The following is an 18118-nucleotide window of genomic DNA, read 5'->3' as shown; positions in this document are numbered from 1 at the left end:
AAAAGTCTCAGGCACTATTTCAGGGAACATCATGCGCATCCTGCTTACGGGCATCCCATCATATCTGCAGCGAACCGTGGCGAGCGTGTCCGGGGCGGAGGTTCGCCACAGGCCCTATTTCGACGACATCCGCACCAAGGCGGATCTGATCGAGCAGGTCAGGAAAATCGCCAACACCGGCAACTATCTGATCGGGGAGGGCGCGGCCTACAGCCTGAAGGCGCATGACGTGACTTATGTGCCGTTCTGGCACCTTGCCCGCAGCTGCGATTCGGCGGAGGCCTACGAGCGCCTGAACCAGGAGTTCGACATCTGCGTCTTCGCCTCTGCAAACTTGCTCCGGCCGGGCTACTCCGCAGATCTGGAAGCGGAAGTGTTCGAGAGGCTGAAGATGCCGGTCGTGGTCATGGGCATCGGCATTCAACGCAAGGAAGGCCTCAAGGAGAACCTGCCTGCCGGCACCCTCAAATTCCTCGATGTCCTCAAGCGCAAGGAGAGCTTCTTCCTGACGCGCGGCTATTTCACTGCCGAGTTCCTGAGGGAGCAGGGCATGAAGTTCGTGAAGCCGACAGGCTGCCCGTCGCTTTATTTCAACCCGGCGGGGATGCAGCGCTCGCTGGGCGCCCTCGCCAATCCCGATCTGGCGAACGCCCAGAAAATCGCCTTCGGCGGTTATCTCGGCAGCGTTGCCGATACGATCGTCGACGCGCATGCGCTGCTCAAGCCGACAAGCGTCGCAAGCTATGTCATCCAGGACGAGGTGATCGCCTATAATCTGTCCTTGTCCGGTGACGATCACGCGCCGGTCTATGACAAGGCCAGCGGCCGCATTACCGGGGCGACCTCCTACAAGCATTCCGAAAAGTGGCAGCGGGACCATGAGCTCGTGGTCTTCTTCGACACGAACCAGTGGCGAAGCTGGATCGCCACCCGAGATCTCTGCTTCGGCCGCCGATTCCATGGCTGCATCATCGGCATGCAGGCCGGGGTGCCGGCGCTCATGATCGCCGTCGACGACCGCATGCGGGAAATGCTGGAATTCGTCGGCTTCCCCTACATGGAAGCGGCGACGTGGAACCGCGAGGTCGACAAGAAGGCCTATCTCGCCAACTTCCTTTCCAAGATCGATACGCAGGCCGTGACCGACCGCTACTCGGCCTGCGAAGCCAATTTCCGAAGCGCACTTAGCCATGTGGGCCTGTAGTTTCAGTCCAAGGAGAAGGCCAATCAGGCTTCTGCTTGGCCTGCTGCTGGCTGTCTGGGGCGTCGCCGCAGCGCCGGTTGCCGATGCCGGCGAGACGCAAGGCGCCCGCATCGGGGTCAACCGAATGAATCTCGCCTGGCTGTCGAAAGACGGCCAGGAGAGGGTGCTTGCGGAGATGGCGGCAAACGGCATCACCCACGCCCGTCTTTCGCTGTCGCGACCGATCAACAAGAGCATCGAGGCCCTCGAGATTGCAAACGGCCTTGGAATGCGGGTTCTTCTCGAGATCCAGCTGACGAACAAGAGCTACTATCCAGAGACGGCTCGCCCCCGCAGCGGCTTCGGCCGCATCTGGGATGTCAACCGGCTCTCGGAACTCGACCTTGACCTGTACCGCACGGGATTGCGCGACGCCCTCAGCCGCATCGATGCCCTGGGCATTCGTCTGGAGGCGGTCGAGCCTGGAAACGAGATCAACTTCAGCGCCTACAATGGTGACCTCCTTGTCTATCATCGCCCTGGCGAACCGACCCCGCGCAGCATCGCCGACCTGGCGGGCCGGGCGGCCTTCGAACAGGGGCTCGACAAGTATCTGGAGGCGGTGAAGGTCACCCGCGAAGAGGTGCGGCGTACCGTTCACAGCAGCGACGCCGCCATCATCTCGGCGGGTCTGTCCGACCTGAGCGCCGGCTGGGCCGACAGGAGAGGCATGGAGCGGCTCGATCCGCACGAGGTCATTGCGCTGCTGCGCAAACGTGGCCTCGACAGCCTGGTCGATGCCTACGGCATCCACGTCTATCCGGGACAGAAGCCGGCGCCGGCCCTTTCGACACAGGTGAGGCGCATCCTCGACTTCTGCGGCACGGACAATGATGGCCGGCCCTGCTGGGTGACGGAATGGGGGATCGCGAATACGGCGCGCGACTGCCCCGTAGACGACCGGAAGCGTGAAGATGCCGTGCGGACCGTGCGCACGGTCTTCCAGCAGCTGATGGACGAAGGGCGGCTGACGGCGGCCTACTACTACGATTGGGATACCGAGAATTCATACAGCCTGTGGCGTTGCGGCCGGCTGAGCCCTGCGGGGGCGCTGGCCGTCGCACCGGCCGGAGCCAAGGAGCCGCGGGCCGTTGCGCCTTGAGCGGAGCATGCTTCGGCAGGCGGAAAATTTAATGTAGCGGCAATGCGTATTGCCGGAGTATTCCAAAATTCAGGAACAGGACTTGCTTATCTATTCCGACGAAAACCTAGAGGTGTTTCACAGACCGGGATCGTCGGGCTATGTTCTTGCAACATTCAACGAAATGGAGATGCAGGCAAACGGCAGCCGCTTCTGGGGACAGCGGTTTTGCGAGAAGGCTGACATCGCCGCTCTCGGCTTCATCAGCCGGCGGCCCAACTGGTTCCCGGCGGCGAGCATGGTGAAAGCGAGCGCTGCTGTCGCGCCAATCCTGCGGCAGGCAACCGAACGCATCCTCTACGGCCACTCTCAGGGTGGCTACGCGGCACTCCGCTTCCGGCGGCTTCTTGATGCCGATGTCGTGATCGCCTTCTGTCCGCAGATTTCCATCGATCCCAAGACTGTCCCCTTCGACGGCCGCTTCACGCGCCACTTCGCGCCCTCGCTTCATGACGGCATGGAGATCGCGCCCGAGCACGCGGCCGGCCGCGCCTATGTTTTCCATGATCCGTTTCATGCCGTCGATCGCGAACACGCGGAGCGGATCGCGGCACGGCAGGAACGTACACGGCTTGTCCCGGTGCACATGACCGGCCACGGCACCATCAGGGCCTTCACCAGGACGGCGCGCGCGCTTGCGCTCATCGAAGCCTGCCGGGCCGACGATGCGTCAGGCCTGCGCGGTCTCGTTCGCGTAGCCAGGATCGAAGCCGCCATGCGGCCTTATCAGATCGCGCTCACCGCAATTGTCCGTCATCCCGCCTGGGCCGACCGGCTTTACGAACGGTTCGCCGAGACGTTCTCGCCGGTGCAGCGGGGCAACTACCTCTACCACCGGGCCAACAAGCACATCCGCGACGGCGAACTGGCGACCGCGCGCAACATGCTTGTCGAAGCGCTGGCCCTTCAACCCGGCAATGCCGGGCCAGCCCGTCGCCTGCAGGAACTCGACGCCCGCATCGCCCGCACGAGCGAGTCGGTGACGGCGTCGTAACTTACCTTGAGGGATTGGGCTTACCGGTGCCCACCACCCTCAGCGAAGGTTGCGGCCTGCGGTGGCGGGGGCCGGAAGTGCCGCGAGGCAAATGCTCGGTGATCTCGAAATGAGCCACGCTGGTTGCCAGCGCTGACGCTTCCTCGGCAAGCGCGTGCGATGCGGCGGTCGATTCCTCGACCATGGCGGCGTTCTGCTGCGTCACCTGGTCGAGCTGGTTTACCGCGTTGTTGATGCCCGAAAGGCCCACCGACTGCTCCTTGGCCGAATTGGCGATCTCGGCCACCAGTTCGCTGATCTCGGTCACCTTGCCGGTCAGCACTTCGAGCACATCGCCGGTCTGGCCGACCAGCCGCACGCCGGCGGCGACGCGTTCGCCCGAGGACGCGATCAGCGCCTTGATCTCGCGTGCGGCGTCCGCCGAGCGCAGCGCCAGGCTGCGCACCTCGGCGGCAACGACCGCAAAGCCCTTGCCGGCGTCGCCTGCGCGAGCCGCCTCGACGCCCGCGTTGAGCGCCAGGAGGTTGGTCTGGAAGGCGATGTCGTCGATGACCGAGACGATCTGTCCGATCTGCCTGGCCGAGCTGTCGATGTCGCCCATGGCAACGATCATGTCCCGCATCGCCTGGCTGCTCGACTGGGCGCTTGACCGGGCGTCCTGCGCCACGCCATCCGCCCGGGTCGCGCCGTTGGTCGTCTGCGCGGTGGTCTGCGAGATCTCTTCGAGAGCGGCGGCAGTCTCTTCCAGGCTGGCCGCCTGGTGTTCGGTCCGCCGCGCCAGGTCGTCGGCAGCCTGGACAAGCTGGGCCGAACCGTCGCGGATCGCGCCGGCATTGCCGTGAATGCGGCCGACAGCCTCCTCGAGCAGCTCCATGGCGCGGTTGAAGTCGGTCTTGATCTGCTCGTAGTTCGATGCGTCGAGGCCCTCGATCCGGTGGCTGAGCCGGCCCTTGGCGAGCTGGTCGATGGCCTCGGCCAGCGAGGCGAGTGCGTTGCGCTGCTCCTTTTCCGCCGCCTCGCGGGCGGCCTCGGCAGCAAGGCGGCGCTGCTCCGATGTTTCGAGATAGGTCGAGATCACCAGCTCCATGTCGAACAGCGAGGCCTTGAGCAGGGCGCTCAGCGCCTGGCTCGCCCGCACCAGCCCCGGCGCCTGGATACCCAGGCCCTTCGGCCAGAATTGCTCGAGGATGACCGACACCAACTGGTCGATGATCAGCGTGTAGCCGCCGACATACCAGCGTGGCTCGAGCCCGATATCGGCGTGGATACGACCGATCCGCTGTGCGGACTGGGCATAGTCGTCGCCGAAGTCGCCGGCCGCGATGGCGCTCCAGTGCTTGATCTGGCGTCCGCCGGCGACCTGCATCTTCTCGCGTCCGCCGCTGCCGATGCCGAAGAAGCGGCGCGCCTCTTCGAATTCGGCGATATGGCCGTAGAAGGTTTCCATCACCTTGGGCAAAGCCGCCTCGATTGCCGGCCGGACGGCGTTCAGGGCCTCGTGCGCTTCGGCGTCGAAACGGACGAAGGCAAGGCGGCGGGCGATTGCGGCGTCCGGGGTGATGGCGTGATCGGACATTTTTCTTCCTTTGGGGTGGCCGGCGGCCGGGCGCTTGCGCGATCTCGCTGCCGGCGAATGCTGAACCGCTGGCTAGGCCCCAAATGGTTCATTTTCGGTTTCCGCCAACACATTGAAATCACATGCGAAATATTGACGCGCCAGCAATGGTTGTCGGGCTGTGCGGGTGCTCACCTTATGCTGGAAGGATTGTGCTGCCGCAGGCGCGCCCATGCACTGGCCGTTGCGCCGTTCGCTGCGGCTGCCTATCTCTGCTCGGCCATGTCCGACCAAGCAGCCGAAATCCCCGCATCCGAACCGTCGCCCGCCCGCGGCGACGTCCGTACCGCCTACAAGACCGATATCGTGGTCATCGGTGCGGGGCAGGCAGGGCTTTCCACCGCCTACAATCTGAGAAAGCTCGGCCTTGAGCCCGGGCGCAACTTCGTCGTCCTCGACAAGTCATCAGGGGCAGGCGGCGCCTGGCAATATCGCTGGCCATCGTTGACGCTGTCGACCGTCAACCGCATCCACGACCTGCCTGGTATGCAGTTCGCCGACGTCGTCGAGGAAGGCGCCACCGAGGTCAGGGCATCGGTCGCCGTGCCGAAATATTTCGCCGCCTACGAGCGCGAGTTCGGCCTGCCGGTCTACCGGCCGGTGACGGTCAAGGTTGTCTGCGACCGTGGCGAGCGGCTGCGCGTCGAGACCGACCGCGAGACCTTCTCGGCCCGCGGCATCGTCAACGCCACCGGCACCTGGGAAACGCCCATCATACCCGACTATCCCGGGGCCGAGCGCTTCAGGGGGCGGCAGCTTCACACCCGCGACTATCGCAACGCCCAGGAGTTCGCCGGTCTGCATGTCGTCATCGTCGGCGGCGGCATCTCGGCGCTGCAATTGCTCGACGAGATTTCGCGCGTCGCGTCGACCACCTGGGTCACGCGCCGCGAGCCACAGTTCCGCGACCGCCCGTTCACGTCGGAGGACGGTCGCGCCGCCGTCGCCCTCGTCGAGGACAGGGTACGGCACGGGCTCGTCCCCGGCTCGGTCGTGTCGGTCACCGGCATCCCGTGGACACCGGCGCTCAAGGCCGCCCGCGAGCGCGGCGTGCTCAATCGCCTGCCAATGTTCAGCGAAATCACCGAAGACGGCGTGCGCTGGGCCGATGGCAGCGAGCAGCGCGCCGACGTGATCTTGTGGAACACCGGCTTCCGCAGTTCGCTCGACCATTTGGCGCCGCTGCAGATCCGCGAGGAGGGCGGCGGCATCACCATGTCCGGCCGCCTTGCGACACAGGTCGCCGGCGACCCACGCATCCATCTGGTCGGCTACGGTCCCTCTGCCTCGACCATCGGCGCCAACCGAGCTGGCGCCGCCGCTGCGCGCGAACTTGCCACCCATCTCGGGCTCGCCTGAGCAGCAAGGCATCCAGGGGGCGGCATCATTCCAGCAATGATTGGCATCGCTGGTAGTCCGGCCTCTTGTCGCCCTGCCAACCGCCGACCTTTACTTCGGCACGCGAGCAACTACGTTTGGCGCCATATCCACCGGGGCCGGTCCATCGCATGTCCGACACGCGTTCTATCGGCCCTCTCGTCCTGTTCGTTGCCATTTTTGCCGCAGGCTGGACCGCTTCAGTTGTCCTGGTCTGGCAGCTTGGTCTGCTCCCTGAGCCGGCCCGTCCCTGGTATCGCACCCTTTATTGGTGTGTTGCGGTCATCGTCTGGCTGTGGTGGCAGCGCCCGCAAGAACCCGGGAACTGGCTCGGCCTGGCCCCGGTCACCGCGCGCGTCGGCGCATTCACTGCCTTGGCCTTTGCCATTGTGCTGGGCTGGAACGTGCTGCGCGTGCGCGCCGTCGGCTCCACTGGCCAGCTGGCGGCCCTGCCGCCAGCTGAATATGGCTGGGTCGTCGTCGCTGCAGCCGTTGAAGAACTGGTGTTCAGGGGCATCATCCAGACCCGGTTGGTTCGGTATTGGCGCCCTGTCTCGGCCATCGGCGTCACCTCAGTCGCTTTCCTTGGTATCCATTTTCCGGGGTGGGTGCTGCTGCCGGCCATGCCTGACGCCACGACAATGACCTCGGTCTTTCTCATCGGCGCGGCCTGCGGGTGGCTGCGCCATTGGACCGGCAGCCTGTGGCCAGCTATAGCTGCCCACGTTGCGAATAATTTCGGCGCGTTGCTCTAGCCCACGGACAGGCTCGTTCCTGCCAGCAGGCCGCATCCATTTGCTTTTCGACTGTTGACCTCAATAGCGCTTGAGGTTCTACAGACCGTGTCGGCTCGAAAAAAATGGAAAGGCCGACATGAACTTCGATCTTGAACAGCCGGCTGCCGTGGCCGGCACTGCGACCGCAGCGGTTGCGACCAAACCCGCCGGCTGGGTCGATCTCTTCAATGGCAGGCACGGCATCTACACCTTTGCGCTCGCCGGCGGCGTCACGCTGCACGCCGTCAACATGTACATCGCAACGACGGCAATGCCGTCGGTCATCGCCGACATAGGCGGGCTCGATTTCTACGCCTGGACAACGACCCTGTTCGTGGTCGCCTCGATCCTCGGCTCGGCGCTGACGGCCAAGCTGCTCAACGCTAGCGGCCCACGCGGCGCCTATGTTCTGGCCACCTCCATCTTCGCTCTGGGCACGCTCACTTGTGCGCTCGCGCCCAGTATGCCTGTGATGCTCGTCGGCCGCGCCATCCAGGGTCTCGGCGGCGGCTTCCTGTTCGCACTTGCCTACGCCTTGACCCGCATTGTCCTGCCGGAGCATCTTTGGGCACGGGCCATCGGCCTCACCTCGGCCATGTTCGGTGTTGCCACGCTGGTCGGCCCTGCGATTGGCGGCATCTTTGCCGAGTATGGCGCATGGCGGCTGGCCTTTTCCTCCCTGCTGCCGTTCTGCCTCGCCTTCGCCGTCGTCGCCTACGTCACCTTGCCGAAGAAGAGCTGGGACACCAACGAACGCGTCGCTGTGCCGTTCCTGCAACTCGTCATGCTCACCGTGGCCGTGCTCGCCGTCTCCGCCGGCAGCTTGTCGTTGCAGCTGACATGGAACCTCGCCGGGCTCGGCGCCGGCCTTGCGCTCATCATGCTGATCTCCGGCGTTGATGCCCGGGCCAGCGCACGCGTGCTGCCGCGCGGAGCCTTCAATATGGCAACCCCGCTGGGCGCGCTCTACGTCACCGTCGCACTGTTGATGCTGGCCATTCAGCCGGAAATCTTCGTGCCCTACCTGCTGCAGAACCTGCATGGCCAGTCGCCGCTCTGGTCCGGCTACATCGCGGCCGTCATGTCGCTCGGCTGGAGCATCGCGTCGTTCATGAGTTCACGCTGGCAGGCGCATGCCGACCGCCTGATGGTGCTCGGTCCGCTGCTCGTGCTGGCCGGCCTGGTGCTGTATGCGCTGTTCATGCCAGTCCATGGCGGTGGCGACGGAACGCTGCTTTTGCCGATCTGCCTTGGATTGCTTCTCATCGGCTTCGGCGTTGGCGTCACCTGGCCGAGCCTCGTCACTCGCATCTTCCAGAGCGCGCCGCCCGCCGAGCAGGATCTCGCCGCCGGTGGCATGACGACGGTGCAACTGTTCTTCATGGCCCTCGGCACTGCCTGCGCTGGCATGGTGGCAAATTTCGCAGGCATCGCCGAACCAGGCGGCGCGGAGGGGGCGTCCAATGCCGCCGTCTGGCTGGGCGCGATCTTCGCCGTCGCTCCCGCGCTCTGCGTGCTAGTCGCACTTCGCGTCGTGCGCCTCACCGGACGGAGGGGCTGACATGCCCACTTTTCCCCCTCCCGATCCGGCCGGTTGCTCGCAAGAGGCAAGCCGCATCAACCCTTAGTGCCCCTTGTTTTCCTGACAGGCCGTCGCGGCGTCATTTCGCTTCGAGATGCGCATCCACCTCCGCTCGCGCCTGCCATGTCAGCCCGGCTCAAGAAAAAACTTGACTGCTATTGTCATGATTATTATCCGAATGCCTGTCCGTCGGCAGGGCGGCAGGAGATTTCAGATGACGACAACAAGATATTCCGCTGTGGCCCTCGGTTTCGCGGCGTTGATCGCAACATCCACCTTTGCTCAGGCGGAGACGGTTTCCATCACGGATTCCCGTGGCCAGTCGGTCCAGATCGCGCAGCCGGTCAAGAACGTCGCCATCTTTCCGCTGCCCATTCCCGAGGCGTTGATCGCCATCGATGGCGGCACCGAGCGCCTGATGGCGATCAACCCGCGCGCCCAGAGCGCTTTGATGAAGGGCGTCATCGGCCAGCTCTTCCCCGAGATCGCCAACATCCGCACCGATCTGGTGGCGCCCAACTTCATTCCCAATGTCGAGGAAATCCTGAAGGCCGGCCCCGACGTGGTGTTGCAGTGGCAGGCCAAGGGCGACGAGCGCGTCGCGCCGATGGAAAACGCCGGCATCAAGGTGGCGACCGTCAGCACGGAATCGCGCGAGACCCGGCGCGGCTACGTCGCCATGCTCGGCCAGATCCTCGGCAAGCAGGAGCGTGCCCAGGCGTTCCTCGACTGGGAGGACAAGACCGTCAACGATATCTCGTCCGTTCTCGCGGCAACCGACCACAAGAAGCCCCGCATCGTCTTCATCGACAGCATGAACGACAATGAGTTCGTGGTGTTCGGCCGTGAGGAAGCCTACTTCAAGGCCTCGGGGCTGGTGAATGCCGCAACCGAAGCCGGCTTCACCGAAGGCTCCGTCAAGGTGGGTGCCGAATCCCTGCTGCAGTGGAACCCGGACATCATCCTGGTCAACTACTACAACGACACCATCAAGCCGGCCGACATCCTCGGCCATCCCGTTCTCGGCAGCCTCGACGCGGTCAAGAACGCGCGTGTCTACAAGACCCCCGCCATCGATCCGGCGACAGCCGCCGGTGGCGAACTCGCCTACCAGTGGTTCGCCGAGATCGGCTATCCCGAGCTGTTCGACACCGACATGCGCAAGGCCGTCTTCGACGGCTTCAAGTTCCTGTACGGCAAGGAACTGAGCGCGGAGCAGATCGACCGGCTGATGCAGATGGACTGGAACGGCAACAGCGCGGGCTATGCCAAAAGCTTCGGCGCGGCCAAGTAAGGGCCGGGAGCGACGGACGTGAAGGATATCGGTTTCGTCACCTCGGGCGATGGCGCGCATCTGCAGTGCTTTCAGGACTACAAGGCCCTGCTCGATGAAGAGATTTACCTCCGCTTCATCGACCGCGTCGACCTGAGCGCGTTCAAGGCGATCGTCGTCCCCGACTTCTCCAACCAGGACCTGTTGCGCCGGCATGCCCGCCAGCTCAATGACTATCTGGCGCAGGGCGGTTTCCTGATCGTCTTCGAGCCCAACCGCATGGACGAATGGCTCGACGTCGTCTCTATCCAGTGGTTCAGCCGCGAGACCGAGGATTGGAAGTGGTGGATGCGGCCGGGTGGCCGCATGGAGGCCTACCAGCCCAAGCCACTTCACCCGATGGCCGAGGCGATCCCGCTCGCCGACATGTGCTGGCATTTCTTCGGCGCGTTCCGGTTCCCCGAGGCAGCGACGCCGATCCTCAATCTCGACAATGACGAGGGCTGCCTGATGTTCGACTTGCCGGTCGACGGCGGCGGCCGGCTGATCGCCTCGACGATCGATCCGCACACCCACCATGGCCGCCGCTTCATGCCGGCGACCACGCGTTTCCTCAACGGTTTCTACCCCTGGCTCAAGGCGGAGGTTCAGACCCGTGGCTGAGACCTTTCGCGGCGGAAACAAGCCGCATTTGCTCTATGTCCGCTCGACCAGGAGCTACAACATCGACCGCATCGGCGGTCTGGCGCCACAGGACTGGCGCTACAGCGACGCCGATATCTACGAGCTCGAGGACATGAATCTCGGCGAAGTAGACGTCCTGATGCTGTCGGGCATGCACGACCAGATTTTCCTCAAGTCGATCGAAGCCAGGCTCGTCGACTATCTCGCCACCGGTGGTCATTTCCTGATCAACGGCCACATCATCATTCCGTGGCTGCCGTGCCTGTCGCCGTTCAAGGCGGTCAGCCCAAAGCCTTTCACCAACTGGATGATCCGCCCGGCCGAACCGGGCGGCTACTTCGGCCGCATGGATTTCGAGAATTTCCATCGCCATGAAGGCATCCTGGGCCAATATTCGCGCGGTTATGCAGACGCGCCCGATGGCGCGCAGTGGCTGTGCCTGATCGGTGGGCCGACGGCCGATGGCACCATTCACGAAGGCCCGGTCGACTGGGTCTGGCGCATGCCTGGCGGCGGCAAGGTGTTCATGCACAATGGCGACCATATCGAGCAGTTCTGCTCGGACCCGCGCTATCAGCCCAATCTGTTCCAGGACATCCTGAAAGCCCTGGTCTTCTCCGACGAACCCGCAGCGCATCACAAACCCTATCGCCCGACACTGGCCGGGACCGCGTGATGTCATCAGTGGTCGACGACGACGCCACGACTGCCGTCGCCAACATGCGCAAGAGCGGCACGGGCTTCGCCATGCCGGCCCTGGTCGCACTGCTTTTGGCGGCAATAGTCGGGTCGCTGTCGATCGGCCGATATGGCGTCGGTCTTGGCGATCTCTCGACGCTTCTTCTGGGGTGGCTTGGCATCGGGCCGGGCAGGGTGGGCGTTGCCGAGCCGGTGTGGCGGGTGGTCGAGCTTGTGCGCGTGCCGCGCATGCTGATCGGCGGCTTCGTTGGTGCGGGCCTCGCCCTGTCTGGCGCCGTGCTTCAGGGCGTGTTCCGCAATCCGCTTGTTGATCCGCATGTCATCGGCGTTTCCTCAGGCGCTGCCTTCGGCGGTGTCTTTGCCATCCTGCTTGGCTTCGGTGCTGCCGCCTTGTGGTCGATGGCCTTTGCCTTCGGGCTCGTCGCATTGCTGCTCGTCGTCCTGATGAGCCGCAAGTCGGGGCGTTCCTCTGTGTTGATGCTGGTGCTGTCGGGCGTGGTCATCTCCGCCCTGTTCTCGGCACTGGTCTCGCTCGCCACCTATCTCGCCGATCCCAACGACACGCTGCCGGCCATCGTCTTCTGGCTGATGGGATCGTTTGCCAGTGCGACGCCCGAACGCGCGCTATACATGCTGCCCATCGTTACCGTCTTTGCCCTGCCTTTGATGCTGATGCGCTTCCGCATCAACATCCTGTCGCTCGGCGACGAGGAGGCCCGTGGCCTTGGCCTCAAGATCGAGCCCACGCGCTGGCTGGTGTTGTGCTGCGTCACCGGCATCACGGCGGCAAGCGTCGCCAATTCCGGCATCATCGGCTGGGTCGGCCTGGTGGTGCCGCATTTCGCCCGCTCGCTCGTCGGTCCCGATCACCGCCGCCTGTTGCCGGCCTCAGCGCTGCTCGGCGCGAGCTTCATGTTGTTTGTCGATGTCGTGGCGCGGTCGCTGATCCCGGCCGAAATCCCGCTTGGCGTTTTGACTGCCATCGTCGGTGCGCCGGTGTTCATGGTGCTGCTGCATCGCACTCACAATGAGGGCTGGTAGCGATGATTGCAGCGCAATCAGTGGGTTTCCGTTATGGCACAGGCGCAGCGTGGCTGTTTCGCGACCTGTCCTTTTCGCTCGATCGGGGCCAGACGCTTGCCCTGCTCGGGCGCAATGGGCGCGGCAAGACAACGCTGCTGAAATGCCTGGCCGGTCTCGTCGCCCCGACGACAGGTGCGATCCGCAGCGATGGGACCGTCGGATATGTGCCGCAGCATTTCGCGTCGCCTTTCGCCTATTCGGTCGCCGATGTCGTGCTGATGGGGCGGGCGCGCCATGTCGGGCTGTTTTCGAATGCGACGACCCATGACAGGCGGCACGCGACGGAAGCCCTGGAGCTGGTCGGCCTGCAGGCTTTTGCCAATCGCGCCATCGGCACCTTGTCCGGCGGTGAGCGACAGCTCGCGCTGATCGCCCGGGCACTCGCGTCTGAAGCCGACATCCTGCTTCTCGATGAACCCGCCTCGGCACTCGATTTCCGCAACCAGGCGGTCGTTCTGTCGATGCTGCGCCGGCTGTCGCTGGAGCGCGGCCTCACCATCATCATGACGACGCACGAGCCGACCCACGCGCTCGAAATCGCCGACAGGGCGGTGCTGCTTCACGGTTCTTCCCGAAGCGAAGAGGGGCCCGTCGCCTCGATGTGCACGGAAGCCAAGCTGTCTGAACTTTACGGCCTGTCGATGCGACGGCTGGACTATCGCAGCGGCGAGGCTCAGATCTCCAGCATCGTCGCCAACTACGCCTCTATTGACGGCTGAGCCGCAGGCGCGCCGCGCCTGGCAGCGCGGCTAAGCTTGTTCACTCCGCCCGTTCGATATCCCGCCGCAGCACGATCAGCGTCGTCAGGTCCTCGACGCTCGGATGCGTCGCGATCACGTCGCGCATGGTGTTGAGCCTGTCGATCGACGGCACCTCGACCTCGACGATGAGGTCGAGCTGGCCCGAGACCGAGGAGACGCGTCGCACCTCCGAATGCCGCGCCAACTGGTCCAGCACGCCGATGGCCGGTGTCCGCGCCAGCGTCACCATCAGGAAGGCCGAGACCAGCCCCTGGTCCATCTGGCCAATATCGGCGCGATAGCCTCTGATGACGCCGCTCTTTTCCAGCATCGCTACGCGCTCGGTCGTAGCACTTCGCGACAACCCGATGCGCGCCGCCAGCGCCTTCATCGGGATGCGCGCTTCCTTCGACAGGATGCCGAGAATGTCCCTGTCCTTGGCGTCGAGTTCCTTCATCGTTCGCTTCCGTCGCTCGCCGTGAATGTGCCGGTCAATGCACGCGAAGTGCCGGTGCAACCGGCATATTGCCGGATGCCTCATTTTTCGGGTCGTGCCAAGCTCCGGCATCAGAAATCCCGGATTGCCGATGACCGACGTAAACCACCCCGCACCGCAATTCTCACGTGAAGAGGCGGCAGCGCTCGCCGCCAGTCATTTCGGCGTCGGCGGTGTTGCATCCCCGCTCGACAGCGAGCGCGACCAGAATTTCCGGCTGATGTCGGCCGAAGGCGACTGGATCTTCAAGATCGTCAATGCCTCCGAGCCGCGTCACGAAAGCGAGTTCCAGGCGGCTCTGCTCGACCATCTCGCCCGCTCGGGTGCCGATGTCGCGGTGCCGGGCCTCAAGAAGACGCGCGAAGGCACGCCACTTGCTCATGCGTCGGCCGCTGGCGGCGAGCACGCCCTTCGCCTCGTTTCCTGGCTGCCCGGCCTGCCGCTGGCGGAAGTCGCCCGCACCCCGCAGGTGCTGGCCGGCCTGGGTGCTGCCCTCGGCAAGCTCGACCGCGCGCTCCAGGGCTTCATCCATCCAGGTGCGCTCAGAAGCTTCGACTGGGACATCCGCCAGGCCAGTGCTGCACGCGACCGCCTAGCCCATGTCGCCGACGAAGCCGACCGCGCGCTGCTCGAACGCTTCCTCGATCGGTTCGACGCCGAGGTCGCGCCCAGGCTTCCGTCCTTGCGCGCCCAGGTCATCCACAACGACGCCAATGACTGGAACGTGCTGGTCGACGACAACGACCACGGCCGCATCGCCGGCATCATCGATTTCGGCGACGCGCTGCACTCGCCAGTCATCGCCGAAGTAGCAGTCGCTTGCGCTTATTCCATCCTCGACGTCGAGGATCCGATTGGCGCTGCCGCCGCGCTCGCTGCCGGCTTCCACGCCGAGTATCCGCTGCGCGAAGACGAGATCAACCTCCTGTTCGACCTCATCGTTGCGCGCCTTGTCATCTCCGTCTCACTGTCGGCGGTGCGCAAGGCGCAGGTCGGCGACAATCCTTATCTCGCAATATCGGAAGCGCCTGCCTGGCGGCTGCTCCGGCGCCTCGACGCCATGAACCGGCGGTTCGCCACGGCGATCCTGCGCCATGCCTGCGGCTTCGATGCCGCGCCTGGCGCCCGGGCCGTCAGCGCCTGGATCGAGGCCAACAGGAAAAGCTTCGCGCCAGTGCTCGATCGCCATCCCGCGACGCTCGCCAAGGCGCTGGTGCCTTATGGCGATCCGGCCCATCCGATGACGGTCACCTCGGCCGGCCAGCAGCCGGACAAGGCCACTGCCTGGTGGGATGCCTGGTGCGCCGAAAACGGCATCGCCCTTGGCATCGGCCCTTGGGGCGAGGCACGCACCGTCTACACCTCCGACATCTTCTGGTCGCGCTTCGTCGAAGGCGCCCGCCGCCTCCACCATCTCGGCCTCGACCTGTTCATGCCGGCTGGCACTAAGGTCTACACCCCGCTCGCGGCAACCGTGAAAAGCGTCGAGGTCGAGGAAGACCCGCTTGGTTATGGTTGCCTGATCGCACTCGAACATGCGCCCGAGGACTGCCCGGCCTTCGTCACGCTCTGGGGCCACATGGCGCATGAGGCGATGACGCGTCTCAAGCCCGGCCAGCGCCTCGCCGCCGGCGCGCTGGTCGGCGAAATGGGTGCGCCCGCCGAAAACGGTGGCTGGGCGCCGCATCTGCATTTCCAGATCTCGACCGATCCCGATCTCGCCGCCCGCGACATCCTCGGCGTCGGCGAGGCGCGTTATCTCGATGTCTGGGCCGAGCTGTTCCCTGATGCCGCAACCCTTGCCGGCATCCCGCCCGAGACCTTCCACCAGACCGGCCGCACCCGGCCCGAGATCGTCGCCGCGCGCAAGACGTCGCTCCTGCCCAACCTGTCGATCTCCTACTCACAGCCGATCAAGTTCGTCCGTGGTGAAGGCGCCTGGCTGATCGACGATCGCGGCCGCGCCTACCTCGACTGCTTCAACAATGTCTGCCACCTCGGCCACGCCCATCCTGATGTCGTCGAGGCCATCGCCACCCAGGCGGCAAAACTCAACACCAACACGCGTTATCTGCACGATGCCATCGTAACCTACGCCGAACGGCTGACAGCGACCCTGCCAGAGGGCCTGTCGGTTGCCTCCTTCGCCTGTTCCGGCAGCGAGGCCAACAGCCTGGCACTGCGCATGTCGCGCACCTTGACCGGCAGTAACGATGCGCTGGTGCTCGACTGGGCCTATCACGGCACCACCCAGGAGCTGATCGACCTCAGCCCCTACAAATACAAGCGCAAGGGCGGCAAGGGCCGGCCGGCCCATGTCTTCGAGGCGACCATTCCCGACAGCTACCGCGCGCCCGACGACTGGCCGGTCGAGGAACATGCCAGGCGCTTCGCCGCAAGCATCGCCGAGCAGATCGAGACGATGCGCAAGCAAGGCCGTGCGCCGGCCTTCTTCATCGCCGAATCCATCCCCAGCGTTGCCGGCCAGGTCTTTCTCCCCGAGGGCTACCTCAAGGAAGTCTACGCCATGGTCCGCGCCGCCGGCGGCTTCTGCATCGCCGACGAGGTGCAGGTCGGCTTCGGTCGTGTCGGCAGCCATTGGTGGGCTTTCGAGACGCAGGGCGTCGTCCCCGACATCGTCACCATGGGCAAGCCCATCGGCAACGGCCACCCGATGTCGGCGCTGGTCACCACGCGCGACATCGCCGACCGCTTCAACAACGGCATGGAGTATTTCAACACCTTCGGCGGCAACCCGGTGTCCTGTGCAGCGGGCCTCGCCGTGCTCGACGTCATCGAGCGCGATCGGCTGCGCGACAATGCAGCCGAAGTCGGCGCCTATCTCGTCGAGCGCTTCCGCGACATGCAGAAGCGCTTCGAGGTCATCGGCGATGTCAGGGGCATGGGCCTGTTCCTCGGCATCGAGCTGGTCACCAACCGCAAGACCAAGGCGCCGGCCACCGCGTTTGCCCGCAAGGTCAATGACGGCGCCCGTGCGCGCGGCGTGCTCATCGGCACCGAGGGGCCGCACGACAACGTGCTCAAGATGCGTCCGCCGATGATCTTCACCAGGCGCGATGCCGATCATCTGGTCGGCGTTCTCGAGCAGACTTTTGCCGCCGTGGAGGCTGGCGGCGAGTAGAGCAATTCCAGGAAGGTGCAGGGCGGTTTTCCGTCCGGAATTGCGACAAACAGGGAAGTATCCGCGGGCAATGGCGCGCGGTGGCATTCGAAAGAAGGACATGACCGACTTCCGGCGCTCTGCGCCGGCGGCACGAAGGGGCTTTGCCTCGAACCAAGGGAGGAGGACCTATGAAACATATGATCTCAGCACTTCTGCTCGGCACGGCAGCGATTGCTGTGCCTGCCAAGGCCGACACGCTCGACATCGTCAAGCAGCGCGGCACCGTCACCTGCGGCGTCAGCCAGGGCGTCGCCGGCTTCTCGGCGCCTGACGATGCCGGCAAATGGTCGGGCTTCGACATCGACGTCTGCCGCGCCGTGGCAGCCGCCGTCCTCGGCGACGCCGACAAGGTCAGCTATGTGCCGCTGTCCACCAAGGAGCGCTTCACCGCTGTCCAGTCGGGCACGGTCGACCTGTTGTCGCGGCAGACCACCTGGACCCTGTCGCGTGACACCAGCCTTGGCCTGCGTTTCGTCGGCACCGCCTATTATGACGGCCAGGGCTTCATGGTACGCAAGGACCTCGGCGTCGACAGCGCCCTCAAGCTCGATGGCGCCACCGTCTGCACCGAGCAGGGAACGACCACCGAGCAGAACGTCGCCGACTACTTCAGCGCCAACAAGATGAAATACGAGCCTGTCGTCATCGATTCCGCCGACGGCATCATCAAGGCTTTCGACACCGGTCGCTGCGACATCTATACGACCGACGCGTCTGCCCTCTACGCCCAGCGTCTCAAGCTCACCAACCCGGCCAACTACACCGTACTGCCCGAGATCATCTCCAAGGAGCCGCTCGGACCGGCCGTGCGCCAAGGCGACGACAAATGGTTCAGCATCGTTCGATGGACGCTGTTTACGCTGATCGAGGCGGAAGAACTCGGCATCACCAAGGACAATGCCGAAGCCGGCCTCACCTCGGCCAACCCGGCCATCAAGCGCTTCCTGGGCGCTGAAGGCGACAGCGGCCAGCAGCTCGGCCTCGATCCTCGCTGGGCCTACAATGTCATCTCCAAGGTCGGCAACTACGGCGAGATCTTCGAGCGCAATCTCGGCCAATCGAGCCAGCTCAAGATCGACCGCGGCATCAATGCCCAGTGGAACGCCGGCGGCCTGATGTACGCCCCGCCGGTGCGCTGAGGGTTCGTCACACGGGGTCGCGCTTCGGTGCGGCCCCGCCTATTCTGACGCCCGAATCTCCGGCCCCCACGGGCCTGTATTGAAGGTGCCAG

The 18118-nt window shown here is 64.7% G+C and carries 15 protein-coding genes; 13 read left to right on the top strand and 2 right to left on the bottom strand.

Translation table 11 applies throughout. The annotated features are described in order from the left end of the window. Positions 1–31: 31 nt before the first annotated feature. The 3 genes from NDO48_RS18440 to NDO48_RS18430 all read left to right on the top strand — a co-directional run bounded on the left by NDO48_RS18440 (position 32) and on the right by NDO48_RS18430 (position 3378). Positions 32–1204, top strand: a complete 1173-nt coding sequence (locus tag NDO48_RS18440) for a polysaccharide pyruvyl transferase family protein (RefSeq protein WP_018426719.1) — start codon at positions 32–34, stop codon at positions 1202–1204. After that, positions 1191–2345, top strand: a complete 1155-nt coding sequence (locus NDO48_RS18435; protein WP_018426720.1) for a hypothetical protein — start codon at positions 1191–1193, stop codon at positions 2343–2345. The genes NDO48_RS18440 and NDO48_RS18435 overlap by 14 nt, the downstream gene beginning before the upstream one ends. Before the next feature lie 82 nt (positions 2346–2427). Beyond that, positions 2428–3378, top strand: a complete 951-nt coding sequence (locus NDO48_RS18430; RefSeq protein WP_018426721.1) for a hypothetical protein — start codon at positions 2428–2430, stop codon at positions 3376–3378. Position 3379: 1 nt separating this feature from the next. On the opposite strand, the gene NDO48_RS18425 is transcribed toward NDO48_RS18430, so the two are convergent. Continuing rightward, entirely contained in the window at positions 3380–4954 is a 1575-nt protein-coding gene (locus tag NDO48_RS18425) for a globin-coupled sensor protein (RefSeq protein WP_018426722.1), read from the bottom strand. A gap of 177 nt (positions 4955–5131) precedes the next feature. On the opposite strand from NDO48_RS18425, the gene NDO48_RS18420 reads away from it, so the two are divergent. The 8 genes from NDO48_RS18420 to NDO48_RS18385 all read left to right on the top strand — a co-directional run bounded on the left by NDO48_RS18420 (position 5132) and on the right by NDO48_RS18385 (position 13186). Continuing rightward, positions 5132–6352 (top strand): NAD(P)-binding domain-containing protein, encoded by a 1221-nt coding sequence (locus NDO48_RS18420; RefSeq protein ID WP_018426723.1) that lies wholly within the window; start codon positions 5132–5134, stop codon positions 6350–6352. A 149-nt stretch (positions 6353–6501) separates the two neighbouring features. Then, positions 6502–7125 carry a CPBP family intramembrane glutamic endopeptidase gene (locus NDO48_RS18415; RefSeq protein WP_018426724.1) on the top strand — a complete coding sequence of 208 codons (624 nt, stop codon included), beginning with the start codon at positions 6502–6504 and terminating at the stop codon, positions 7123–7125. 118 nt (positions 7126–7243) lie between these two features. After that, positions 7244–8707: an MFS transporter gene (locus tag NDO48_RS18410; protein WP_267322015.1), complete on the top strand. Its 1464-nt coding sequence runs from the start codon at positions 7244–7246 to the stop codon at positions 8705–8707. A gap of 235 nt (positions 8708–8942) precedes the next feature. Beyond that, complete coding sequence (locus NDO48_RS18405) at positions 8943–10022, top strand: ABC transporter substrate-binding protein (RefSeq protein ID WP_267322014.1); 1080 nt, start codon at positions 8943–8945, stop codon at positions 10020–10022. Positions 10023–10040: 18 nt separating this feature from the next. Continuing rightward, the gene (locus NDO48_RS18400) at positions 10041–10664 is read left to right on the top strand and encodes a hypothetical protein (protein WP_018426727.1); all 624 of its coding nucleotides are present in this window, start codon (positions 10041–10043) and stop codon (positions 10662–10664) included. After that, entirely contained in the window at positions 10657–11361 is a 705-nt protein-coding gene (locus tag NDO48_RS18395; RefSeq protein WP_018426728.1) for a hypothetical protein, read from the top strand. The genes NDO48_RS18400 and NDO48_RS18395 overlap by 8 nt, the downstream gene beginning before the upstream one ends. Next, the gene (locus NDO48_RS18390; protein WP_018426729.1) at positions 11361–12425 is read left to right on the top strand and encodes a FecCD family ABC transporter permease; all 1065 of its coding nucleotides are present in this window, start codon (positions 11361–11363) and stop codon (positions 12423–12425) included. The genes NDO48_RS18395 and NDO48_RS18390 overlap by 1 nt, the downstream gene beginning before the upstream one ends. A 2-nt stretch (positions 12426–12427) precedes the next feature. Beyond that, entirely contained in the window at positions 12428–13186 is a 759-nt protein-coding gene (locus tag NDO48_RS18385) for an ABC transporter ATP-binding protein (protein ID WP_026226943.1), read from the top strand. Positions 13187–13226: 40 nt separating this feature from the next. Here the strand turns inward: NDO48_RS18385 and NDO48_RS18380 are convergent, their stop codons facing one another. Continuing rightward, positions 13227–13664: an Lrp/AsnC family transcriptional regulator gene (locus NDO48_RS18380; RefSeq protein ID WP_018426731.1), complete on the bottom strand. Its 438-nt coding sequence runs from the start codon at positions 13662–13664 to the stop codon at positions 13227–13229. A gap of 130 nt (positions 13665–13794) precedes the next feature. Between NDO48_RS18380 and NDO48_RS18375 the strand changes: the two genes are divergently transcribed. After that, a complete protein-coding gene (locus NDO48_RS18375) occupies positions 13795–16845 on the top strand; it encodes an aminotransferase class III-fold pyridoxal phosphate-dependent enzyme (protein WP_018426732.1) in 3051 nt (1016 codons plus the stop codon). A 170-nt stretch (positions 16846–17015) separates the two neighbouring features. Then, on the top strand, positions 17016–18026 hold the full coding sequence (locus NDO48_RS18370) for an amino acid ABC transporter substrate-binding protein (RefSeq protein WP_026226944.1): 1011 nt from the start codon (positions 17016–17018) through the stop codon (positions 18024–18026). Positions 18027–18118: the final 92 nt, after the last annotated feature.

It is taken from the genome of Aminobacter sp. MET-1 (assembly GCF_026521175.1).
Lineage (GTDB): Bacteria > Pseudomonadota > Alphaproteobacteria > Rhizobiales > Rhizobiaceae > Aminobacter.
This window is presented reverse-complemented; position numbering and strand designations above follow the sequence as displayed.